General features: G+C 64.5%; 13 protein-coding genes. 9 read left to right on the forward strand and 4 right to left on the reverse strand.

All coding sequences use genetic code 11. The features are described from left to right. Positions 1–35: 35 nt before the first annotated feature. From ACZK3J_RS05300 to ACZK3J_RS05310, 3 genes are all read left to right on the forward strand, one after another. On the forward strand, positions 36–422 hold the full coding sequence (locus ACZK3J_RS05300; RefSeq protein ID WP_149908864.1) for an SseB family protein: 387 nt from the start codon (positions 36–38) through the stop codon (positions 420–422). 115 nt (positions 423–537) lie between these two features. After that, entirely contained in the window at positions 538–1,002 is a 465-nt protein-coding gene (locus ACZK3J_RS05305) for a GNAT family N-acetyltransferase (RefSeq protein ID WP_149908863.1), read from the forward strand. Then, a complete protein-coding gene (locus tag ACZK3J_RS05310; RefSeq protein ID WP_149908862.1) occupies positions 999–1,307 on the forward strand; it encodes a hypothetical protein in 309 nt (102 codons plus the stop codon). Before ACZK3J_RS05305 ends, ACZK3J_RS05310 begins: the two co-directional genes overlap by 4 nt. On the opposite strand, the gene ACZK3J_RS05315 is transcribed toward ACZK3J_RS05310, so the two are convergent. From ACZK3J_RS05315 to ACZK3J_RS05330, 4 genes are all read right to left on the reverse strand, one after another. Next, on the reverse strand, positions 1,297–1,677 hold the full coding sequence (locus tag ACZK3J_RS05315; RefSeq protein WP_149908861.1) for a hypothetical protein: 381 nt from the start codon (positions 1,675–1,677) through the stop codon (positions 1,297–1,299). The two genes, ACZK3J_RS05310 and ACZK3J_RS05315, sit on opposite strands and share 11 nt — an antisense overlap. Positions 1,678–1,847: 170 nt before the next feature. Further along, a complete protein-coding gene (locus tag ACZK3J_RS05320) occupies positions 1,848–5,432 on the reverse strand; it encodes an ABC transporter permease/M1 family aminopeptidase (RefSeq protein ID WP_478476496.1) in 3,585 nt (1,194 codons plus the stop codon). Between the two features lie 12 nt (positions 5,433–5,444). After that, positions 5,445–6,347, reverse strand: a complete 903-nt coding sequence (locus ACZK3J_RS05325) for an ABC transporter ATP-binding protein (protein WP_032129584.1) — start codon at positions 6,345–6,347, stop codon at positions 5,445–5,447. Between the two features lie 129 nt (positions 6,348–6,476). Then, on the reverse strand, positions 6,477–7,508 hold the full coding sequence (locus ACZK3J_RS05330; protein WP_423168390.1) for a LacI family DNA-binding transcriptional regulator: 1,032 nt from the start codon (positions 7,506–7,508) through the stop codon (positions 6,477–6,479). A gap of 258 nt (positions 7,509–7,766) precedes the next feature. On the opposite strand from ACZK3J_RS05330, the gene ACZK3J_RS05335 reads away from it, so the two are divergent. From ACZK3J_RS05335 to ACZK3J_RS05360, 6 genes are read left to right on the forward strand one after another with little or no spacing between them, the layout of a single operon-like run. Beyond that, positions 7,767–9,905, forward strand: coding sequence for a type I secretion system permease/ATPase (locus ACZK3J_RS05335; RefSeq protein ID WP_478476497.1), 2,139 nt, complete (start codon positions 7,767–7,769; stop codon positions 9,903–9,905). A gap of 30 nt (positions 9,906–9,935) precedes the next feature. After that, complete coding sequence (locus ACZK3J_RS05340) at positions 9,936–11,330, forward strand: HlyD family type I secretion periplasmic adaptor subunit (protein ID WP_100437498.1); 1,395 nt, start codon at positions 9,936–9,938, stop codon at positions 11,328–11,330. After that, positions 11,327–11,947 (forward strand): hypothetical protein, encoded by a 621-nt coding sequence (locus tag ACZK3J_RS05345; RefSeq protein ID WP_100437499.1) that lies wholly within the window; start codon positions 11,327–11,329, stop codon positions 11,945–11,947. Before ACZK3J_RS05340 ends, ACZK3J_RS05345 begins: the two co-directional genes overlap by 4 nt. Continuing rightward, on the forward strand, positions 11,940–17,633 hold the full coding sequence (locus tag ACZK3J_RS05350) for a calcium-binding protein (protein WP_478476498.1): 5,694 nt from the start codon (positions 11,940–11,942) through the stop codon (positions 17,631–17,633). Before ACZK3J_RS05345 ends, ACZK3J_RS05350 begins: the two co-directional genes overlap by 8 nt. After that, complete coding sequence (locus ACZK3J_RS05355) at positions 17,578–24,474, forward strand: cadherin domain-containing protein (protein WP_478476500.1); 6,897 nt, start codon at positions 17,578–17,580, stop codon at positions 24,472–24,474. The genes ACZK3J_RS05350 and ACZK3J_RS05355 overlap by 56 nt, the downstream gene beginning before the upstream one ends. Further along, positions 24,471–25,025, forward strand: a complete 555-nt coding sequence (locus ACZK3J_RS05360) for a toxin-activating lysine-acyltransferase (protein WP_132809494.1) — start codon at positions 24,471–24,473, stop codon at positions 25,023–25,025. The genes ACZK3J_RS05355 and ACZK3J_RS05360 overlap by 4 nt, the downstream gene beginning before the upstream one ends. The last annotated feature ends 8 nt before the right edge of the window (positions 25,026–25,033 follow it).

A 25,033-nucleotide genomic window follows, 5' to 3' on the forward strand; every position in this document is an offset into this window, starting at 1 on the left:
TACAATAGGCACCCCTCACGCCCCACCGTACCGCCATGACCGACCTCGCCCCGCAGACCCCGATCGAAACCCTGCTGAAGGCGGCGATGGACGGGGCGGTGCCGATCCGCGCCTTCATGGAGGCCTTCGTCGCCTCCGAAGTGGTGCTGCTGACCGGCAGCCTGGTCACTCCCGACGGCAGCGGCTTCGACCCGCTGCTGTTCGACAAGCAGGGCACCCTGCATGTGGCCGTGTTCACCGACCCGTCGCGGGTGGGCACCTACAGCCAGCAGGCCGAACACCAGATCCGCTGGCTGATGCTGGACGTGCTGCGCCGCGTGCCGGGTGGCTATGGCGTGGTGATCAACCCCGGCACCACGCTGGGCTTCGAGATCTCGCCGAGCGGCATCGGCGAGATCCTGAAGGACTTCGCCCAGCGCTGAGTGGCCACCGCGCTATATTTGTAGAGTCGAGCCGTGCTCGACTGCCTTTCGCGCAGTGCGAGATCAGTCGAGCATGGCTCGACTCTACAGAACGCTTCCCCATCGAGGCATTGCCATGGAATTCAGGGTGCTACCCGCCGATGCATTGGAACGGCAGCAGTTGGCCCGGTGGTACCACGCCGAATGGGGCCGCGACGCTGGCCTGTCGCTGGAGCAGGAACTGCAGCGGCTCAATCAGCCGGGGGACGCCGAGGGTTTCCCGCACCTGATCGCCGCCTTCGATGGAGACCAGGTGGTCGGTGCCGTGCAGCTCAAGCGCCGGGAAATGCAGGCCTTCCCGCAGTACGAGCATTGGCTGGGCAGCGTGTTCGTGGCCGATAGTCATCGCGGGCGTGGGCTGGCTGGCGCGCTGGTCGAGCAGGCCGCGGCGCAGGCGGTGCGGATGGGGGTTTCCGAACTGTACCTGCAGACCGAATCCCTGGATGGCGGCCTGTATGCGCGGTTGGGCTGGAAACCGCTGCAGGAAGCCGACAACCGAAGCTATCGCGTGCTGGTGATGGTGCGCAGGTTGGCCGCATGAGCGCCGCAACGGCCCGGCACTCCCGCTCCGCACTGATCTTTCTGATCGCGGCCATCGTTGCCGCACTGGTCTCCATGCCCCTGCTACGCGCGGTGGGCATGGTGCTGTGGCCGGTCTTCGTCATTGCCTGGCTGATCAATCTGGGCGCGGCCTGGCATCTGGCGCAGTGGGCACGCCAGCAGGGCCGTTCGTCGTGGGCCTACGGACTGCCGGCCGCGCTCGGTACCGTCGCCTCGATCGTGGTCTATGTGCTGTTGGCGTTGTTGGGGCCGAAGCGCGGGGCTCAGCCGGAAATCACCGGCTGAGTGCTTCGTTCCACTCGTTCCACAGGACACCATTCACGGCGTTGAGCAATGTCTGCTGGACCTCGATCAGTGTGTTGATCTCATCCAGCACCGCCTCTAGGTCAGTGATTGAGATCTCGAATCTGGCCGTGCACTGGCTCATGGCATGTGCAAATTCGGTGCCATGCGCTAGCTCGATGGCTTCCTGGAGGACATGAGGGGCGTCGCTGAGGTGGAGCTCCAGACGAACGTCTTCATCGCCCGTAATGAGGACACTGTCCTCGCCCAGCTCCAACTCGAGCTCAAAACCACAGTCGGCCAATACCTCGGCCGCCCAGTTCAGTGATGCGGAAATCCCCTGTGCGTTGAAGTAGATATGGCTGGACGTCATCGAGGCTTCCCAAGAAAATTTTGGGGAGAGTATCGCTCGGTTTTACAGAAATCCTGATGATGCTTGAGTATCCCTAGCCAATCAGGTCGCCAAATGACGTATTTGGACTTAGCAAGTCATTCCAGTCCGCAGTAGTGATGCCAGCCATCTGACCGGCACCACCGCCTGCATCACATCGAGACCTTCTTCCGGTTGTCGTTGCTGACGCGGTCGATCAGCTTGTTGTACGGGTCGAAGCCCGCTTCATCCGGCTTTTCATCCACCGTCACCGTGATCTTCGGCTCGGCACTGGTGATGTGGTGGCGCTGCAGATACAGCACCTTCTGGTCGCGTTCCTTGCCCGACGGCCCGTTGGCGAACACGCCGATCTCGACCCAGTCATCCATCGTGCCGTCGCTCTCCTTGCCCTTGCCATCGGCGTACTGCTTGGCGGCGTGCAGGTCCAGGGTTACGTCGTAGCGACCGTCAGCACGCTTGCGGGCGCTGGCGGCCATCACCCGGTTGTCGTAGAAACTGATCTTCTCGAACAGGTCGGTGACCAGCTGCTGGCGGTCAGCCGGGGTCTCGGCACGGATGTAGCCCAGCAGCTCGCGTGAGGTGGTGTACGGCGGCTGCTGGTAACCCTTGTCCTGCAGGAAGCGCTTCAGAGCACGGTTCAGCGCCTGCTCGCCGATTTCCTCGCGCAGCCGGTAGAACACCAGCGAACCCTTCTGGTAGTGGATGTACTGCTGGTTTTCCACGCGCTCCAGCGGCTGCTCCTCGATGGCCTCGCCACCGCGTCCGGACAGGTAGCCATCCAGCTCGCGCTTGAGGAACTGGCGCATGTGCTGGCGGCCGTACTCCTGCTCCATCACCATCAGCGCAGAGTACTGCGACAACGATTCGGACAGCACCGTCGCGCCCTGCACGTTGGCGCCGATCACCTGGTGCGCCCACCACTGGTGCGCGATCTCGTGCGCGGTCACGTAGAACACGTAGTCCACCTTGTCCGGATCGCGCAGGTCGGCGATGAAGCCGATGGCCTCGGAGTAGGGGATGGTATTGGCGAACGACTGCGCGAAGCGCGCATAGCCCGGGAACTCGATGATGCGTACCTGGCGGTGCTGGTAGGGCGTGAAGTTCGCTTCGTAGTAGGCCAGCGACTTCTGCACCGCTTCGATCATCCGGTCCACGTTGTAGCCGTGCGCCGGGTCGAAGTAGACCTCGATCGGGATGTCCTTGTACTTCGCCCTGCGCACCTCCCAGCGTGCCGACAGATAGGCGTAGAAGTTCAGCATCGGCCGATCCATGGCGTAGCTGAAGCAGCGGCGGCCATTCACCGCGGTCTCCTTCTGCAGGTAGCCCGGCGCCAGCGCCACCTGGTCCGGTGCGGTGCAGACCGTGGTGCGGAAATCGAGCCAGTCGGCGTCGTTGGAAATGTAGGTGTTGGCGCGCGCGGCTTCGTCTTCCAGCTTGGGCATGCGCCGCGGCTCACCCAGGCCGCGCTTGCGCCGCTCGTTGCGGTCGCTGATCTCGGCGCCTTCGTTGTAGCCGAACGACGGCAGTACGCGGCTGTTGAAGAACGTGCCGTTGTCCACGATGTTGCTCGGCGCCTGGCCGGCGGTGATGCCGTTGGGTTTCTGCACCACCCGGAAGTGGACGTTGCGGCTTTCACCCGGTTGCAGTGGCGCGGCCAGGCGGTAGATGCGGTAGCCAAGGTCGGCGTCGTGCATCGACAAGGTCTGCCCACCCAGGTCAACTGCGACCAGCTGCTTGTCGTCGCCCATCGAGACATGCACGTCCTGGATCGGCACGGCATGCGTGTTGCGCACCGTCCAGTTCGCATCGATCACCATCGACTGCGATTCGGGGAACAGGTCCACGCGGTTGTCCACCGCCACGATGCGAGGCTGCGGCAGGTTGCGGTACTTCGACAGTTCACGCTCGTAGCGGGCCTGCAGATCCAGCTGCTGGTCGGGCGAGACGAACTCGTTGCGGATGTTGGTGCTCCAGTACAGCCAGCCACCCACGCCGACGAAGGCCAATGCGGCGACTCCGGCGAAGACCCCGGTCGGGCCGCGCAGGCGGCGGCCGGCCAGGGCCAGTCGCTGGCGCAGGCCTTGGCTGACACCTCGTACCCAGAAGGCTGACGCCAGGCACATCAACGTCAGCAGGAACAGGGCCCAGTAGCCCTGGAACGCCAGCTGCCCGGTCAGGAAGTGGCCGTAGCCGTTCATGTCCGAATAGGGCGCGTTGGGCCAGCTGCCGAAGTTGTACAGGTTCTGCGTGTAGTCGAGCAGGCCGAGCACACCCTGGCCGATCATCACCACGATCAGCAGTGCGTAGCCGACGAACTTGTTGTTGGTGAGCACCTGCAGCACCAGCGCCAGGCCGCCCATCAGGATGTAGACCACCGAATCCAGGGCCAGGCTGCGCAGGTACAGCAGCGGCTCCAGATGCGTGTAGCCCTTGGCCAGCTGAACGCCCATCGCGGCCAGCGCGCCGGCGGCCTGGAAGCAGATGATCACCGCCAGCAGTGCGGTGAACTTGGCCAGCAGCGGCACCCAGTTCGGCACCGGCATGGCATCGGTCACTTCATTGATGCGTGCACTGCGTTCCTTCCAGACCAGCTCACCGGCGAAGAACAGCACGATGATCACCAGCAGCCAGCTGAAGGCCCCCTGCAGGCCCATGATCATCTGCGAGGTGACCGGCCAGATCGAGGTGCCGTACAGGGTCTGCCGGAACAGCGCGCTGGGCAGGAAGTTGGCCAGGCCCAGTACCAGCAGCACGATGAACGGCACGCTGCGCAGGACGCCGCGTGTATCGAAGCGCACCTGGCGCAGGAACTGCTGCCACGCCGTGGTGGCAGTGAACGCCGGTATCACGCGCGGCAGCGTCGCGCGGGTGGGACGGACCACGCTGGCATCGGCAACCGGTTGCGCCTGCCTGCGGCCCCAGCGCCGACGGCCACTGCCACTGCGTTCGGTGCGGAACAGCGCGAAGGTGGCGGCGAACAGCGCGGCAGCCACGCCCAACCACAGGGCGCGATTGACCAGCAGGTAACCGGCCAGCTCGGGAATCCCGTTGTTGCGTTCGGCGGTGGACCAGTAGCGGATCGTGCGGCCGAGTGCGCGCATGCCCAGCGGTTCGCTCAGCACCGCGATCCACGTGTTGTCGATGTCGCGCAGCAGGGCCGCGCTGGCGCCATACAGCACCAGGTAGGCCACCAGGCCGATGTAGACCCACAGGATCGAGCGCGTCAGCGCCGCCAGCAGCGACAGCAGCGCGGTGGTGAACAGCAGGTTCGGAATGACGATGACCGCGAACGTCCACGCATAGCCCTGCCAGCTGATCGGGCCCATGCGCTCGGGATCGACCCACGGCATGAACGGCGCCAGCCACAGGCCGAAGGCGATCAGGACGTAGACCAGCAGCCCGGCCGCCAGGGCGGCAGCGATGCGCCCGGCCAGGTAATCGCGGCGCTTCACCGGACTGGCGAAGATCAGTTCGGCGGTGCCGAGTTCGAAGTCACGCAGCAGCGCGTTGCTGACGAACAGTGCGGTGACCAGCATGCCAAGCAGGGTGAAGATGCCCAGCATCTGCGCGATCACGGTGGGCGCGTTGCTGTGCACGTTGCCAGTGCCGCCACCGATCTGCACGGCGTCGCTGGAGGCGGCGGCGAAGGCGAGCAGGGCGAACAGCCCGGCCAGCAGCCACAGCAGCGGGGAACGCAGCTGCTCGCGCAGCTCGAAGCGGAAGAAGTTGAGGATCATGGCGTGCTCCGCTCAGGCTGCCGCGCGGGCACGGGCCTGCAGGCGCAGGCGCTGGAAGTACACGTCCTCGAGGTCGGGAGCTACGGCCGCAAAGCCGTCACCGGGGTCGTTGGCGCTGTGCACGTGGATCACCGGGCGGCCACCGACCAGGCGGGTCGACAGCACCACATAGCGCGCTTCGTGGTCGGCCAGTTCAGAAGGATCGACCTGCTTGCGCCAGACCTGGTGCTGCAGGGCGTCGATCGCTTCGGCAGGACGGCCGGTCAGCAGCACCTGGCCCTTGTTCATGATCGCCATCGTCGGGCACAGATCGGTCACGTCCTCGACGATGTGGGTGGACAGGATCACCGCCACGTTCTCGCCGATGGCCGCCAGCAGGTTGAGGAAGCGGTTGCGCTCTTCCGGGTCGAGGCCGGCGGTGGGTTCATCGACGATCACCAGCCGCGGGTCACCCAGCAGCGCCTGGGCAATGCCGAAGCGCTGGCGCATGCCGCCGGAGTAGGTGCCCAGCTTGCGCTTGCGGGCATCCCACAGATTCACCTGCTGCAGCAGCCCATCGACCACCTCGCGGCGCTGCGCGCGCTGGGTCAGGCCCTTGAGCACTGCGAAATGTTCCAGCAGGTCCAGCGCGCTGACTTTCGGGTACACGCCGAAATCCTGCGGCAGGTAGCCGAGCCGGCGGCGCACCGCGTCCTTGTCGCGCAGCACGTCGATCGGCGCCTCGCCTGGAATGCTGAGCGTGGCCGTGCCGCTGTCGGCCTCCTGCAGGGTGGACAGCGTGCGCATCAGCGACGACTTGCCGGCGCCGTTGGGGCCGAGCAGGCCGAACATGCCGCGCGGGATATCCAGGTTGACGTTGTTGAGCGCATGCACGCCGTTGGCGTACGTCTTGGACAGCGAATCGATCTTCAGCATGCGACGTACACCTTTCCATGGGCGATGTCTGCGCGTTATCCGCGCATCAGCGTCCGTGCGCATCCGCCGTTGGTCATGGGGGGAGAATCCGGCCGTCGTGCGTTGGTAGGGGCGCCGGCCCTGCGGTGCCTACCCGCGCAGCGACGATTCCCGCACCACCAGCTTCACCGGGATGCTCTGGCTCTCCACCGGCTGCCGCCCGATCAGGGCCAACAGGCGTTCCACCAGCAGCTGCCCGGCCTGCTTGGTGTCCTGCTGCACCGTGGTCAGCGCCGGCGATACCGAGGCCGCCAGCGGGATGTCGTCGAACCCGGTCACCGCCACGTCCTGCGGCACCCGCCGCCCGGCCTCGCGCAGGGCGCGCATCGCACCGATGGCGATCAGGTCGCTGGCGGCACAGATCGCATCGATCGGTTCACCGCGTGCCAGCAGCGCCTGGCAGGCTTCCTGGCCCGACGCCTCGGTGGTGATCGCATCGTGTTGCAGTGCCGGTTCGGCGGCCAGGCCGTGGTCCTGCAGGGCCGCGACGTGGCCGCGGTAGCGCTCCTGGAATTCGGGGTAATGGCTGGAGGCATGGCCGAGGAAGGCGATGCGGCGGCAGCCCTGCTGCAGGAGGTGGGTGGTGATGTCATGCCCGCCCTGGAAATTGTCGCTGCCGATCGACACGCCGGGCTGGCCGGGCAGGGCGGCGCCCCAGCGCACGAAGTGCGTGCCCTGTTCGACCAGCCGCTGCAGGCGGTCGCGCGATTCGTGGTAGTCGCCGTAGCCGAGCAGGATGATGCCGTCGGCCTTGTTGCTGTCCTCGTAATCGGCCTGCCAGTCGGTGGACAGCTGCTGGAACGAGACCAGCAGGTCCTGCCCGTGCAGGGCGCATGCGCGGGTGATCGAGCCGAGCATCGAATGGAAGAACGGGTTGATCAGCGAATCGTCGTTGGTCGGGTCTTCGAAGAACAGCAGGGCCAGGGTGCCGGCATTGCGCAGGCGCAGGCTGGAGGCGTTCTTGTCGACCTTGTAGTTCAGCTCGCGGGCGATGCGCAGGATGCGCTCGCGGGTCTCGGCATTGACCATCGGGCTGCCCCGCAGGGCCCGCGACACGGTCGGCTGGGAGACCCCGGCCAGGTGGGCGATGTCCAGGGAGGTGGCTTTGCCTTTGATCGTCATGGGAACGGATAGGGAACGTGCAGCGATCATGATGCCATGAGGCTGGCCCTCCGCTCGCAGGTGCGCTCCTGTCTGGATGAACGGGATTGATGTTGAAAAATGTGACCAATTTGTCACTTTGACCTGATTTGCACAAAAGCGCATTCAGCAGATGGACAGCTGCCATGGCATGGCCCTAGAGTCCGCGCACCAGGGGACAACAAGGCAGTTGACGTGGGCAGTAACGGATCAGGGATCGATCTGCAGGAGTCACTGTGCGTGGACGATGGAGGCGCGCTGGCGTGCTTCGTCGCCCTGTTGGGGTTTCTGGATCGGCCTGCCGACCCCGACCAGTTCCGGCACCAGCTGGGCCACCCCGAAGGCCGTATCGATACACAGGATCTGTTGCGCCTGGCCAAGCGGATGGACGTCAAAGCACGCGTGGTACAGGCGCGGGTAACCGCGCTGCGCGACCATCCGCTGCCCGCCATCGCCTGCCTGGCCGACGGGCGCTATACGCTCGTGCTCAAGGCTGACGCCGAGAACGTGTTGTGCTTCGACGCGGCGGCCGACGGACGCCCGGTCACGCTGTCCCTTGGCGAGTTCTCGCGGGAGTTCGATGGCCGCCTGTTGCTGATGACCACGCGTGAAAGCGTGGCCGGCGCCGTGAGGCGCTTCGATGTCGGTTGGTTCATTCCTGCCCTGGTGAAGTATCGCCGCCTGCTGCGTGACGTGTTGGTAGCCTCGTTCTTCCTGCAGTTGATGGCACTGATCACGCCGCTGTTCTTCCAGGTGGTGATCGACAAGGTACTGGTGCACAAAGGCATCACCACGCTGGAAGTGCTTGCCCTCGGCCTGCTGGTGGTTTCGGTGTTCGAAGTGCTGATGGGCGGACTGCGCACCTACCTGTTTTCGCACACCACCAGCCGCGTTGATGCCGAACTTGGCTCGAAGCTCTTCTCCCACCTCACGCATCTGCCATTGGCCTATTTCCAGGCGCGCCGGGTGGGCGATTCGGTGGCGCGCGTGCGCGAACTGGAAACCATCCGCGAGTTCCTCACCTCTTCGGCGCAGACGGTCGTGCTGGACCTGTTCTTCGCCATCGTGTTCCTGGCCGTGATGTGGCTGTACAGCCCTGCATTGCTGCTGATCGTACTGATCACGCTGCCGCTGTACGCGGTGGTGGTCATGGTGGTCGGGCCGATGCTGCGGCGCCGCCTGGATGAAAAGTTCGTGCGCGGTGCCGAAAACCAGTCGTTCCTGGTCGAAGCAGTGACCGGTGTGGAGACCATCAAGGCGCTGGCGGTCGAGCCGCAGGCGCAGAACCGCTGGGACAAGCAGCTGGCGGGTTACATCCAGGCCAGCTTCCGCGCCAGCATGCTGGCCAACTGGGGCTCGCAGGCGGTGCAGCTGATCCACAAGCTGGCCACCGTGGCACTCCTGTTCTTCGGCGCGCGGCTGGTGATTGACGGCAAGCTGACCGTGGGCGAACTGGTGGCGTTCAACATGCTTGCCGGGCAGGTTGCCGGGCCGGTGCTGCGCCTGGCGCAGTTGGCGCAGGACTTCCAGCAGGCGCGCATTGCCGTGGAGCGGCTGGGCGACATCCTCAACTCCCCTACCGAACCGGCCAGCTCACCCTCGCGTGCCAGCCTGCCGGCAGTGGATGGCCGCATCGCGCTGGAGCACGTGTCGTTCCGCTATCGGCCTGAGGGGCAGGAAGTGTTGTCGTCGATCAGTCTGGAGATTGCTCCGGGTGAGATCCTCGGCGTGGTCGGGCCCTCGGGATCCGGCAAGTCGACCCTGACCAAGCTGATCCAGCGCCTGCACACCCCGGAGCGCGGCCGTGTGCTGGTGGATGGGGTCGATCTGTCCATGGTGGATCCGGCGTGGCTGCGGCGACAGGTGGGTGTGGTGCTGCAGGAAAACCTGCTGTTCAACCGCAGCGTGCGCGAGAACATCGCCATGGCCGACCCGGCGATGCCGATGAGCCGGGTGGTGGAGGTGGCCAAGCTGGCGGGGGCGCACGACTTCATCCTGGAGTTGCCCGAGGCCTACGACACGCGCATCGACGAGCGCGGCGGCAACCTCTCCGGCGGGCAGCGTCAGCGCCTGGCGATCGCTCGCGCGCTGGCCATCGACCCGAAGATCCTCATCTTCGACGAAGCGACCTCGGCGCTGGATGCGGAGAGCGAGGAAGTCATCCAGGACAACCTCAAGCGGATGTCCGCTGGCCGCACCGTGATCATCATCGCGCATCGTCTTTCGGCGGTACGCCAGGCCAACCGCATCGTGACCCTCGAACGTGGCCGCATCACCGAGACCGGCACGCACGAGGATCTGCTCCGCGCGGGAGGCCGTTACTCACTGCTCTACACCAAACAGATGGGCCTGCCCGCCGTGGCGGCCCCGCTGAACTGACCACCGCGGGCCCAGCCAAGGACAGCACGCATGTTGAAGGGACTGAGGCATCACCTGGGCATCCTGCGCGAGAGCCTGCGCGCGGAGCGTGCGCAGCCGGACCAACGCGACTCGGCGGCGCCGGACTTCCTGCCGGCGGCGCTGGAGATCCTGGAAAAGCCCCCGAACCCGATCGGCCGCACCGTTCTCTGGCTGCTGATCGCCTTTCTCGCCATCGCATTGGTCTGGTCGTGCCTTGGCCGCCTAGACATGGTCGCGGTGGCCGAAGGCAAGGTGATTCCGCGCGGCAACGTGAAGGTGATCCAGGCTGCGGACCAGGGTGTGGTCCGTGCGATCCACGTGGTTGAAGGGCAGTCGGTGAAGGCCGGCACGCCGCTGCTCGAACTGGACCCGACGGTCAGCCATGCCGAAGTCGAGCAGGCGCGCCAGGCGTTGCTGACCGCGCAGATCGATGTGGCACGGGCGCAGGCCGTGGTTGACCACGTTGCCGGTCGGGCCGGTCGCTTCATCGCACCGGAGGGAGCACCTGACAGCATCATTGCCATCCAGCAGGCACTGGTGGCCGCCAAGCAGCGCGAGTTCGATTCCACTGTGGGTGGCTTGCAGCAGGAGCGCAGCCAGCGCGATGGCGAGCACGGCATGATCCTGGCCGAGATCGCCAAGCTGGAAGAGCAGCTGCCGCTGGCTACCGACCAGTTGAACAAGCTGGAGGAGCTGAGCCGCGACAACTATGTGCCGCGACTGCAGGTGGCCGAAGTAAAGGAGCGTGTTGTCGGCATGCGCCAGGACCTGGCGATCCGTCGCGAAGAGCAGCGTAAAGCGACCGCTGCGCAGCTGGCGGCCAGCCAGCAGATGAGCAAGAGCCGCAGCGAGTTCGCACGTGAAGCACTGGACGCCCTGACTGAGGCGGAAGCGGCACGCGCGTTGCGAGGCGAAGAATTGAAGAAGGCCCATGACAAGGCTGGGCACACGGTATTGCGCGCACCCGTGAATGGCGTCGTGCAGCAACTACAGGTGCACACCATCGGCGGCGTGGTGAAGCCGGCTGACGCGCTCATGGTGCTGGTGCCGCATGACGGCGAGCTGGTGGTCGATGCGATGCTGCCCAATCGCGATGCCGGCTTCGTCCGCGACGGGCAGCCGGTGGAGGTGAAGCTGGAGGCCTATCCGTTCACCCGCTACGGTGTGGTGGATGGCGTGGTCGAGACTGTGGGCCGTGATGCGGTGCAGACCGAGAAGGAAGGGTTGCGCTATCCGGCGCGCGTGCGCCTGCTGCGGCCCTGGATCGAAGTGGATGGCCGGCGCCGCGCGCTGGCGCCGGGCCTGGCCGCAACGGCGGAAATCAAGACCGGTGACCGCCGCATCATTGAATACCTGTTGTCGCCGCTGTCCAGGCGCGTGCAGGAAGCGGGGAGGGAGCGATGAACCTGGTCAACGGCTTCAGGCAGATGTTCATTCGGGAAGCGGGCGGCTTCCTGCTTGGAATAATCCTGATCGTGCCTGCCAATGCCATGGCCGCCGAGATCACCAAGCGCAAGCCAGCACCCTCTGGAGATATCAGTGCCGACCTTCTCGCCGAGCGGATTGTCAGCCTACTGTCCGAACAGCGGGCAGCACCCGGATTCAAGGGGATCTCGAGCTCGAGCTGGAATCGTCTTTCCGCTCGCCCCATGGTGCCCTCGCCTTACCGTACTGGTGTGTTGCGGATGGACGCCAAGGTTCGCGAAGGCTGGAGCTACTGGATTGAATCCAGAGAGCGTCCCAATGGCGGGAACGTCGTCGCGTTCTACGTAGTGGGGGAGCAAGGCCGCCGGGTGCCAGGGTACTGCACCTTCTCTTTCGCGAAGTTTGCCGATCGATTGAGAAGAAACGGCTTTGATCACACGCGTCCCCAGGTGCCGCCAGGCTCGCCACGCATACATTTTTTTTCTCGACCACATCTGCCCGTGGTCGTGATCACTTACGTCCCCACTGGATCCGTCAGCGGCGAATCCTGTGTGGAGAGCATCCAGGTCGAACCATCGGAGCAGGGAAATGGCTGAATTCAATTCGCAGTTGAAGTCGATTCTCGATATTCTCAGGGCGCGAGGTGGCGAATCGCTGCGCGCCGCGAATCTGATTCAGAGAGCACTGGAGGGCTCCCCGCAGCTCATCCTGCAGTTCAATCGCGCGGCGCTTCAAGGGAAGCTGAAGGCGATTGAACTTCTTCCGGAGAGTGCCAGCGAGGGCGGGCATCTCGACGGCGGGGTCATGCGGCTGTCAAGGAACGCGCTTTCCAGAGGCGTCGGCACGGCAGTGATGGACAACCTGAGATCCACGCTGGGTCATGAGATCGGGCATGGCTTGTTCAGTGGTGCCGTCGATGCTGCTTCTGGGAATTTCTCGAATGTAGTGATCAATCTGTCGCAGTTCCGTGATTCGGATCGCAACTACACCATAGCGATCAAGAACTATGTGCTTGCAGCACGTGCCAACGAGGCCGTCGCAACAATCAACGGGTGGAATGCTGTCCGCAATGAAATGGTTGCCAGCAATGGAGGCAAGCCAATTGATCGCCAGGCGCTGTTGGAGCGCATGTACTTCGTGCGCCCGGACTGCGTAACAAGGTTACCCAGCGGGCTTTACGAAACTGCCCCCGGGATCGTGCTTGATCAGAATCTCGTTCTGCAACAGACAGCGGCCAACATCGAAGCGGTGGCCGTATGCTACTTCGATGATCCAGGTTCAAAGCTCGGCCCGAACGCCAATCTGAGCTATCACGAGTACTACACGCTCGGAGCGATCAACAGGATTCTGTATTACGAATCCGAGTATCGCCGCATGTTGGGGGCCGGAAAGCCCAATGCGCTGACCATCGATTTTGCATCACTCGGAGTGGACAGAGCAAAGCTGGAGGCATCTGGCTTCTATTTCACCGGGAACAGTGAAACCCTGGGAATCTCGGATGGTCCGAACAACTGGACGACCATCACGCGTAAGGGCTCAGCGACACCCGGCTGGAACTCCCCGTATGCATTGAGTTGGCTGTTCAATGCCGACGATGGGCTCCTGCAGAAGATTGCCTTGGCGGGTGGGCTCGGCGGAGCCATCGGCGGCGCCGTTTCATCGGCACTGCGTATCAAGGATCCTGCATGGCGGGTGCTGAGTTCCACCATCCTGACAACCGTCGGCGAGAATCTGGCAGAGGCCATCCAAGCCGGCGGTGTTTCTGTAACGCTTCCGTCGGGAGTGGTCCAGAACGTCCTTGACGACCTTCCGGAAGAATTCCAGGCCAACCTGCGCAGTGCAGGTGTGGGTGCGATCTCCTCCTACCTGGCCGCAGAGCTGATCAGCTCGCTTGGTATTGAAGGAACGCTTGGAGAGCTGGGGCAGACCGTCGCATCGACGGCGATCGCGCAGATCATCCAGAACGCGGCAGCGATTTCCAACGGCGCGAACATCAGCCTGTTCAATGGCATCAAATCCGCCCAGCTGTTCAACGCGGTGGGGGCCTATGTTGGCGCGCGCATCGGTGCCAGCCTGGTAGAGTTCGATACCATCGGTGGCCAGATCGGTGCGCAGGTGGGATCGGCCATTGGTGCTTATGTCGGTGCATCTGCGGCGACGACATGGGCTGCAGCGGGCAGTAAAGTGGGTGGGGCGGCATACGGCGCGATCGGCGCGGCAGTCGGCGCATTGGTCGGCTACATCCTGGGAGGACTGATCGGCTCGTTCTTCTCAAGTGGAAAGCCGCGGTCGTGGGCCACGGTCAGCTGGGAAGAGACATCGGAGAGTTTCGTCATCAGCGGAGTGCGGTCACGCTCCGGTGGCTCCAAGGCCGGTGCGAAGATCCTCGCCAGTGCCGTGGCGGAGAATCTCAATGCTGTGCTGAAGTTGTCCGGAAGCCGGGTAGCCTCTGGTAGCTCTATCGATGGCGGCACCTTTGGCGCGTATGGAAAGGAGTATCGATACTGGTCGGCGGCTCCCGTCGCGTTCTCCAGCGCGGAAGAGCTGATTGGATACGGATCGGCACTGGCACTGACCAATCTTGCTGGGAAAATGATCGGCGGCGACGTCCATATCAAGCGCGCCCTCGTGCAACACCTGGGGATGCTGCCGTCTTCGCGTGAGTTCAACGTGACGTCTCTGGTCGGGGATCTTGCGATGGCGGCCGACTACGGGCGCTATCTGATGGACCCCTTCCAGATCAACGCGCTCATTGCCGGCGCTCCAGAAAGCGGACTGGCAGCACAATGGGCTATCACATTTGCGCGTGCCACAGAGCTTGGGTTGAACAAGCGTGCATCGACTGACTGGGTAGGCGGATTTGCGGCATGGATGGATCAGTTGCCCGATGGGGAGCTGAATGGCGTAGGCCTGAATGCGGCGAACGTCGTTGCATCGCTTGACAGTACGAGTGGCCGGAAGTTCCTGTTCATGGGATGGAGCGGCGAGCAGCTCCTCTCTATTGGCGACACCATCGTCACCGCAGACAAGGATCGCATCCTCGGTGGCATCGGCAACGACAGCATCATCGTCAATGGTGCCACGCTGTCCAGCACCACCGGCCTGCTGATCAATGGCAAGGCCGCCCCGGCCACCCATCGCATTGGCATCGCTGCGGTCATTGATGCCGGTGCTGGCGACGATCTGGTCCGCGGCGGAGACCTCGGCAACGATCTGCTCGGCGGCAGCGGCAACGACACCCTGGTGGGGGGCCTGCTCGATGACTGGCTGCTTGGCGGTGACGGCAACGACGTGCTGTTCGCCGGCAATGTCACCAATGTGAACTTCGCCATCGGTGATGCCAGCGCACAGGCGCTGGCGATCGCCGCGCGTGGTGGCAACGGCAACTACCTCGACGGCGGTGCCGGCGACGATCGCCTGTATGGCGGCACCGGTTCGGACTGGCTGGAAGGCGGCGCCGGCAACGATCTGCTGGTGGGTGGCGAGGGCGGCGACATCATCGCCGGTGGCGCCGGCGATGATCGGGGTGCCAATGGCGAAGCACGCCTGTTCGGTGGGGGCGGCGCGGACCAGTACCTGTTCCGGCTCGGTGACGGCCGCGACGTGATCTACGACGAAGAGGGCGCAGGCGCCATCCGTGGCAGCGGCGACAGCTTGAATGATCGCCTCGCCAAGATCGCCAATGGACAGCTGGCGCGCAACTGGGCCGGTGGCGGCGAGTACGAGGTCAACGGTTCGGTGAAGGGCGGTGAGGACGCGATCGTGTTCGGCACCGGCCTGTCGCTGCAGAACATCCAGATGCGCCGCTCCTCGGCCAGCGGTGCCGGCAACGACCTGATCATCGCCCTGGTCAGCTATGACGCCGCCGGCAACGCGACCCTCACCGGCGATGAGCTGACCATCAAGGACTGGTTCGAATCCTCGCATCGCGTGGAGTGGCTGCGGTTTGCCGATGGCGAGGACATCCGCATCGGCGACATGACCTCGTACATCATCGGCACCGGTGGCTCGGATGTGATCCTGGGCACCTACGGTGCGGACTTCCTCTATGGCGGCGCCGGCAATGACGAGATCCGGGGCCTGGCCGGCAATGACTTCGGCAATGGTGGCTCGGGCGACGATTTCGTTGCTGGCGATGGCGACCAGGACTGGGTGATGGGCGGCTCCGGCAACGACCAGGTGCTGGGCGGCGCGGGCAATGACACGGTGTTTGGCGATGATGGCAATGATCGTGTGTATGGCGGTACGGGTTCGGACCTGGTGGTCGGCGGCCGTGGCAACGACGAAGTGGTGGGCGGTGAAGGCGATGACGTCTTCCGCTACCAGCGCGGCGATGGCGACGACATCGTCATGGACGACTATGTCGACAACTGGGATCTGGTCTGGGAAAGGGGCGCCTATGTCAACGGCTATGTGCGCAATGCCGATGGCACTGTCAGCAAGGATGGCGTGGTCTACTTCGATGGCTCCACCTGGATCAGCCACAACGACTGGAATGATGAGGCGCAGGTGCTGCGCCGGCACAAGGGCGCGCTCAATGGCCTGATTGCGCGCAACGCGGGTGTTGATTCGCTGGAGTTTGGCGTTGGCATCGACATCCAGGATGTGATGTTGCAGCGCGATGGCAATGACCTGCGCCTGGTGATCGGCCGCGATGGTGAGAAGGAGCGCCTCTCGGCGTCCAGTGACCGCATCACGATCAAGGACTGGTACGCGCTGGGTGGATCGATCGAGAACATGGTGTTTGCCGCGACCGGCCGCCATGCGCTCACCGACATGACCCTGCTGGGGGGCGGCGATGGCAATGACACCATTGCCGGTACGGCCGGCAAGGACTGGTTGACCGGCAACGGTGGCGATGACGTCATCGACGGCGGCGCGGGCAATGACCTGCTGATGGGCAACGAAGGCGACGATACGCTGCGTGGCGGTGCGGGTGACGACATCCTGTACGGCGGCCAGGGCGATGATCTGCTGCACGGCGGTGCCGGCGCGGACACCCTGTTCGGCGGCGGTGGCGTGGACATCGCCTCTTACGCGGGAAGTGCGGCGGTGCGCGTTTACCTGGAAGGCACGTTCGCCAATACCGGCGACGCCAAGGGAGATGTCTACAGCAGCATCGAGGGTATTGAAGGCAGTGCCGGTGCCGATCGCCTCGGCGGCAGCATCGGCGCGGACGTGCTGCGCGGTGGTGGTGGCGCGGATGCGCTGTACGGCGGTGAGGGCGACGATGCCTATGAGTACAACGTCGGCGACGGTAGTGATGTCATCTATGAAGGCGCCTTCTATCTGGATGAGGTGATGTCCAGCTCAGGGACGTTTGGATCAGCCTACACGGCGTCCTGGGAGTATCTGGGCCTTGGCGAGACAACGGCGGGCAACAAGCATCAGTATCGGTTGACGGTCAAGGAGATCGCATCCGGCACCGTTGTCTACCAGAGCGTGGACAAGGTGGACTTCCTGTTTGACGCCCCAGTGGCGAACGCGCCAGCCTCCACCACGTGGCCATCGGCGCAGGGGCAGTTCCGTTCGTCGACCTGGCGAAACGGGCCAAATGGGCAACAGATCGTGCGCGAAGTGTTCCAGGCCACCGACGGGGGCCAGGATACGCTGGTACTGGGAGCAGGGCTCAGCCTCTCAAATCTTCGGTTGGCGCTGAGCGGGACGACGCTCCAGGTGGATGTCTTCGCCGCACAGAACGGTACGATCAAGCTCGCCAATCATACGAATGCCCAGCGTCGCGTCGAGTTCATGCAGTTGAAGGACGGACTGGTGCTGGATCTGCGCCAGTTCCGCCAGCTTTCCCACGGCGGTAGCGCGAGTGACGATGTATTGTTCGGGTCCGATGGCGCGGACACGCTTACGGGTCTTGCAGGTCACGACGTGCTGGCGGGTGGAGATGGCAATGACGCGCTGCGGGGCGGCGACGGCGACGACACGCTGGAGGGCGGCGCCGGTGCCGACATCCTCGACGGCGGCAGCGATCGCATCAGCCTCGGCCAGGCCGCGGTGGCGGGTGAAGCCTATGGCGATACCGTCCGATACGTGACCTCCACTGCGTCGCTGGTGCTGGACCTGGCTGCGGGTACTCTGTCGGGCGGGCACGCCGATGGCGATACCCTGGTTGCAGTCAACGGCGTCAGCACGCTGGAGAACGTAGTTGGCAGCGACGGCTTCGCCGATACGATCAGTGGTGATTCACGCGCGAATCGCTTGATCGGGCTGGGTGGCAACGACTGGCTGGATGGGCGGGGGGGGCGACGACGTGCTCATCGGTGGTGATGGCAATGACACCCTGATGGGCGGCGACGGCAACGACGCGTTGTCCGGTGATGCCGGCGATGACCGGCTTGAAGGTGGCGGGGGCAACGATGTGCTGGCCGGCGGCGCCGGTGCCGACGAGCTTTACGGCGGGCTGGGCGACGACCAGATCAGCGGCGATGTGGGCAACGACAAGGCTTGGGGCGGCGAAGGCAATGACACCCTGGGGGGCCAGGACGGAGACGATCAGCTCTATGGCGAGGCCGGCAACGATACCCTGGTGGGCGGCGCAGGCGACGACCTGCTGGATGGCGGCACCGGCAACGACACCCTGGCCGGTGAGGCCGGCAACGACCTGCTGCGGGGCGGGGATGGCAATGACACCTACCTGTTCGATCGGGAGGGTGGCAACGACCGCATCGAAGACGCACTGGGCGTCAATCGCATCGTGCTGCAGAACGTGGCCAACCACGAGGTCTGGCTGCAGAAGGTGGGCAACGATCTGCTGGTCAGCGTGATTGGAGGCAGCACTCGGATCACCATCGCGGGCTACTACACCGGCGCCAGCCGGATCACCGAGATCGCGACCGGTGCAGGCTCGCTGTTCCTCGCCCACGCCGAGCCGCTGCTTGCGGCAATGGCGGCAGAGTCGGCGTCCGTGCCGGCTGGGATGTCCTCCAGCTTGCAGGGCATGCTCGGCAGCTACTGGCAGAACTCGAGCAAGCCGGCACCGCTGGTCGAAACGCAGTACCTGGCCACCGATGAGGACGTGCCGCTCAGTGGCAGCGTCAATGCCGTCGACCATGACGGGAACATCACCGGGTACACGGTGATCAACGCCCCCGGCATGGGGACCGTCACGCTTAATGCGGCCACCGGCGCCTGGGTCTACACGCCGGCGGCGGACCGCCACGGCAATGACCATTTCGTGGTCCGGGTCACCGATGCCGACGGCAATACCGCCGACCAGATCGTCGATCTGGAGGTGCGCTCGGTCAACGACGCGCCCAGCGACATCCTCGCACCCGGTCCGCTGGCCGTGGACGAGAACGCCGCCAACAACCTGTCGCTGGGCCGCTTCGGCCATGTCGATCGCGACGGCGCGGAAGATACGGCCAGCTTCACCCTGATCAATGATGGCGGCGGCCGCTTCAAGCTCACCGCTGATGGCACGCTCAGCGTTCGTGATGGCACCAAGCTGGACTATGAGACCGCCACCGCGCACACCATCCGGGTGCGCGTGACCGACGGCGCCGGCGCGTGGTTCGAGAAGGACTTCAAGATCGACGTCCGCAACGTCAACGAGGCGCCGTTCACGCCGACCCGGCCACCGAACACTGCGGCCGTACTGGCCGGCGAGAAGACCGGGGCCGGTACGGTGGTGGGCACCTTCGTGATCGGGGACCCCGACAAGACCACGCCGACCCTGCAGCTGGTGACCAACCCGGGTGGCCTGCTGGAAGTGGTGGGCAACCAGGTGCGTGTGCGTGCGGGCGTTGCGATCGACTTCGAGACGCTGGCCGCCGCCCAGGGCGCGACCCTGGTCGATCTGGATGGCGACGGCATCAAGGAGGTGCTGCTGACCGCCAGCGTGAGGGCGTACGACGGCAGCCTAGCATCGGCCTCGACGCTCAGCTTCACCTATGCCATTGAAGATGAGAACGAAGCGCCGACGGCGGTGGTGTTCGCGGCCACCACCACTAGCTTCAGCGAAACCGATCGCGTTCCCACCGGAACCGCGCTGCCGGCGATCCTGCTCGGTACGCTGTCGGCCACCGATCCAGACACCACCGCCGGCAGTGATTTCGCCACGATGGTGTTCAGCGTGTCCGACAGCCGCTTCGAGATCATCAACGGCAACCAGCTGCGCCTTAAGGCCGGTGCGATCGTTGACTATGAAGCGGGAGGCAACGTCACCGTGACGGTCACCGCGACCGATCGCGGCGGCGCCGGATTGAGCGTCAGCAAGCAGTTGGTCTTCACCGTGGTCAACCGGGATGACTACCTGTACGGCACTGCCGCTGGCGAAACGCTGGTCGGCCAGGCCAACCGGGACGTGATCCAGGGGCTCGGCGGCAACGACATCATCAACGGCGGCGGCGGCAACGACGACCTGTACGGCGGCGATGGCGATGACAATCTGCGCGGTGAGGCTGGCGACGACAAACTGTGGGGCGAGCTGGGTCGCGACACGCTGTACGGTGGCGCAGGCGTCGACGAACTGCGTGGTGGTGATGGCGATGACAACCTGTATGGCGAAGACGGTGATGACCGCCTGTACGGCGACGCCGGCAATGACATCCTCGATGGCGGTGCCGGCAATGACCTGCTGGAAGGGGGCATCGGAAATGACACGCTGCGCGGCGGCGTCGGCAACGACATCCTGCGCGGTGGCGATGGCGACGATATCCTCGATGGCGGCGTCGGTGCCGACACCCTGTCCGGAGGCGCCGGTGTCGATACGCTGACCTACGCCTCGGCGACTGCGGGCATCGTGCTGAACCTGGCTACCGGAACACATGGCGGGGCGGCCGCCGGCGATGTGCTGGAAGATGCGTTCGAGCGCGTGATCGGCAGTGGGTTCGACGACGTCATCACTGGTGGCGCGGGGGATGATTACATCGAGGGTGGCACGGGCAACGACAAGCTCTACGGCGGCGCTGGCAATGACACGCTGTATGGCGGTGATGGTGACGACCTGCTCGATGCGCAGGCAGGCAATGACACCCTGTATGGCGGCGCCGGTAACGACATCCTGATTGGTGGCGATGATAGCGACGTCTACTTGATCGACCGCAACTCCGGTGCCGACGAAATCCGCAACTACGACTCCAGTGGCGACGATATCGACGTCATCGGCTATCGCGACATCAGCCGCAATGACCTGTGGTTCAGCCGTACCGGCGATGACCTGGTGATCTCGGTGATCGGCACCAGCGTGGTGACCACGATCAAGGGCTGGTACACGACCACCAATGCCAATGATCGCGCCAACTACAAGATTGATTTCTTCCTGGCCGGCGAGCACGCCAGCAGCACGATCAATGCGGAGGCACTGGTCGCGCTGATGGCCGGTCGCACCAGGCCGGCCACGGTCGCGGCCTATCAGGCACTGCATGCCGACGGCACGTTCGAGAACCAGTGGCGGCACTACTGGGATGGCAACGGCTTGCCGTCGATCAGCATCGTGCCGGATCAGTCGATCAACGAGGATGGCCAGGTCGCCCTGCAGTTCACCGTCGGTGATGACCTGACCCCGGCATCCGGGGTCACCGTACGTGCCGTGGCGGTGGATGCCACTGACCTCACGACGGTGGTGGCCTGGATGAATACTCCGATGATCACTGCGGGGGCCAACGGCGAGCGTACGGTGACGCTGGTGCCGAAGGGCAACGCCAGCGGACGCGTTGCGATCAAGCTGATCGCAACCGATGCCGGTGGGCTGGTGACCGAGCGCGTGTTCTTCATGAATGTGGCGCCGGTAGTGGACGCGCCGGTGATTACCCGTGCCGTGCAGGTCGGCAAGACACTTGATAGTGGCACGCTGACGCTGGATGTGCAGGCGGCGCTGTCCGATGCCGATGGTTCGGAGACCCTGGAGATCCGCATCTCGAACCTGCCGACCGGGCTGACCCTGAACAAGGGCACGAACCTGGGCAACGGCGTGTGGTCGCTGACGCCGGCGCAGCTGGCCGGTCTGGCGCTGGTCGGTCCGGCCACGTGGTCGGCCGACCTGACCGGCACTGCGGCGCTGACGGTGACTGCCATCGCCAAGGAGACCGCGACGGGCAAGACCAGCAGCAAGACGCAGACGCTGTCGGTCACCATCAATGCGCGTCCGACCGACATCACTGTCGACCGCGCGTTGAGTACGGTCGAGTCAACCGCGGATGCACCGGTGGCCAATGGCACGGTGCTCGGCAATTTCGCCCGCGTCGATGCGGACAACGATGGCTTCACCTTCAGCCTGACCAACAACGCGGGCGGCCGCTTTGCGATTTCCGCAGCCGGTGTGCTGACCGTGGCCAATGCCAGCCTGCTCGACTACGAGGCCAACACCTCGCACCAGATCGTGGTGCGGGTGACCGATTCGGGCGGGTTGACCCGCGACAAGACCTTCACCGTCGCGGTGACCAACGTCGATGAAGCCCCGGCCACGCCGATCGTCTCCAGCCAGCCGGTGGCGATTGCTGCGGAGAATGCAGCATTGGGTGGTGTGGTGATTGCCAACTTGGCTTCCAGCGGTGGCAATGGCACCTACAGCTATGTGCTGGAGGGCGACGCGCGCGGCTGGTTCACCCTGGTCGGCAACCAGCTGAAGTTCCGTGATGGCCTGGTACTGGATTTCGAGGCGCTGAAGGCCGCCGGCATGACCCTGAGCGATGCTGACAGCGATGGCCGCCAGGAAGTGGTGTACTCGGTGTCGGTGAAGGCGGTATCCGGTGGATTGACCTCGGCAGGTGCGCGCACCATTACCGTACGCCTGGAGGACGTCAATGACGCGCCTCATGGCATCACTGCCGACCGCTCGCTCAGCATTGCCGAGAACTCGGGCAACGGCACCGAGGTCGGCAGGTTCAGCGGCCAGGACCAGGACGTTACCGACGGTCTGACCTTCACCCTGGTCAACAACGCTGGCGGCCGCTTTGCCATCACCGCGGCTGGTGTACTGAGCGTCGCCAATGGCGGGCTGCTGGACTACGAGGCCGCCACTTCGCATGCAATCACGGTGAGGGTGACCGACACCCACGGCGCGACCCGCGACCAGGTGTTCCAAGTGGGCGTGTCCAACGTCAACGAAGCACCACGAACGCCGGACGTCGTACAGCACGTGGCGCTCACCTCCGAGAACACCGGCGTGTCCGGGCAGGTGGTAGCCACGCTGTCCTCGTCTGATCCGGACGGGACCGTACCCTCGTATCAGATCATCAACGACCCCTTTGCCTGGTTCGTCATTTCCGGAAACCAGCTCAAGTACAACGTCAGCAGTTTCGATTTCGAAGCGGTTGCACCGTACCTGCAGCTGATCGACGGCGACGGCGACGGCCAGCTGGAGGCTTACTACAACGTCACGGTCCGTGCCACGGATGGTGCGCTGGTGTCGGGCAATCGCGAGATCACGGTACGCATCGAAGACGTCAACGAGGCACCGACGACCTGGGGCCAGAGTCTGACGCTGGCCGAATCGGCGCCGGGCGCGGGCCAGACCGTGTTCCAGTTCACCAACTGGTCCGACCCCGACAGCCAGTGGTACAACCGCGACCACCGTTTTGCCATCACAGGTGGTGCCAGCAACCTGTTCGGTATCAACGCCACCACGGGTCAGATCGCGCTGCACGGGCAGCTGGACTATGAAACCGCGCAGAGCCACCAGATACAGGTGACGGTCACCGATCGTGGTGGCCTGTCCAGCAGCACCTGGGTGACGATCAATGTGCAGAACGTCAATGAGCGGCCGACGGTCGTGACTTGGCAGGATGGGAATTTCTATCAGGTGCTCTCAGCGAGTGACCAGGAGGACTTCTACGCCATCATGCATGTCACCAGTGCAGTGGAGTTCACTGGCATCTCCAGCCAGTATTGGGATACCTACTCGGGTGAAACCGAAATGCTCGATGGAGGTATTACAACGCGCGGTATCTCGGGCGATGGTTTCCTTACTTCTTACGGAAGCAACATCTTCGATTCGCGCATCGTGGGCCGTGGCGGCCGTCGAACGGAGATATCTGGAAACTGGGGCGATCCGCGAGGCAGCGGCGCGGGCTACTACCAGGAAACCTACTACGACACCTGGTATGAAATCGTCGTTCAGGCGGTGGATTCTGCAGGGCAGTGGAGTGATCCTTTGAAGTTTGTCGTCAACCAATGGGGCGGGCGCCTCGGTCCGGTCGTACTTGACCTGGATGGCGACGGCGTGGAGACCGTGGGCTGGGCGCAGAGCGCCACGCGCTTTGACATGGACGGTGATGGCGTGCGTGATCTGACCGGTTGGGTCGGGCCGCACGACGGTCTACTGGTGCTCGACCGCAACCGCAACGGCACGATTGATTCCGGCGCCGAAATCTCGTTCACGATGGATCTGGAGGGGGCCCATTCCGACCTCGAAGGTCTGGCTGCCTATGACAGCAATGGTGATCGGCGTCTGGATGCCAATGACGCCCGCTTCGAAGAGTTCCAGGTCTGGCGTGACGCCAACCGCGATGGCATCAGCCAGGCGGGTGAGCTGTTGACGTTGCAGCAGGCCGGCGTGGCGTCGATCAACCTCGATGCGCGCCGCACCGGGCAGATGCCGGGTACATCGGTGGACAACACTACCTATGCCAACGGTCAGTACACCCGTACCGATGGCACCCAGGCGGCCCTGTCGGACATGTTCTTCGCTTTCGGCGAGCGCGATGAGGAGGGCAACGGTGACGGCCTGAATCTGAATGCTGGCGCCGGCAAGGGCGGACGCGACCTGGGCAGCGGTGATGCCGCCTCCGGCCGGGTCAACCGTCGAGGCGGCGATCCACGCTTCGCGCCTGCAGCTGACCTGCCGCAGGCCCCGGTGGCGCAAGCAGTGACGGAACCGGGGGATCGTTTCGGTGGCGTTGAGCCCACAGCCGCCGAGCGGATGCAGCAATCGGCTCGTTCGGAACATCGTGCTCCCATCGACGAAAGCATTCCCTCCGGCCAGGCATCACAGCGCTCAGCCTTGCATGACAATCTGGCGCTGGCACAGAAGAAGCGGTTCCAGATGATCGAAGCGATGTCCACGTTCGACGCCCAGCCCTATGCCCAGGGCATCAGCACAGCGGCGCGCGATCCGGCCACCATGGAACTGTTGACCGCCATTCCCGACTACAGGATTTCCCGTTCATGATCACGTCCACGACCGCCACCGCCACCACCACCACCGACGGGGCGCCGCGTACCGTTGCCGAGGCCCTCGGCCAGATCGTCTGGCTGCTTTCACAGTCGCCGCTGCACCGTGAGATGCAGTTGAAGGACCTCGAATGGTCATTCATGCCGCCGCTGCTGAAGGAGCAGTTCCGGGTGTTCCGTTTCGGCACCCTGCCGCCGTTGCCGGGCATGCAGGAGGCCGGTGCGGCCTTCGCCGGGGTGACCCAGCAGGCGCTGGAACAGTTGCCGCTTGGAGTTGCAATCTGGGCCAATTTGTCAGAGGAGGCCGAGCGCAAGCTGGAAGCCGGCGAGCGGCTGGAACTGGACGACTGGAACAGCGGCGATCGCCTGTGGCTGATCGAGTTCATCACCCCCTTCGCCCAGCCCGGCAACGGCCTGGCCGAGGCCATGCTGGGCGATCTGCTGACCGGGCCGTTTGCGGGGCGCAGTCTGTCCATGCACCGGACCGATCCGGCCACCGGCCGGCGTGACAAGGTGACCCTGGGCGGCGTGCCGTCGCAGGCGGCCTGATCCGGGAG

It is taken from the genome of Stenotrophomonas sp. 86428_Sma (assembly GCF_056481585.1).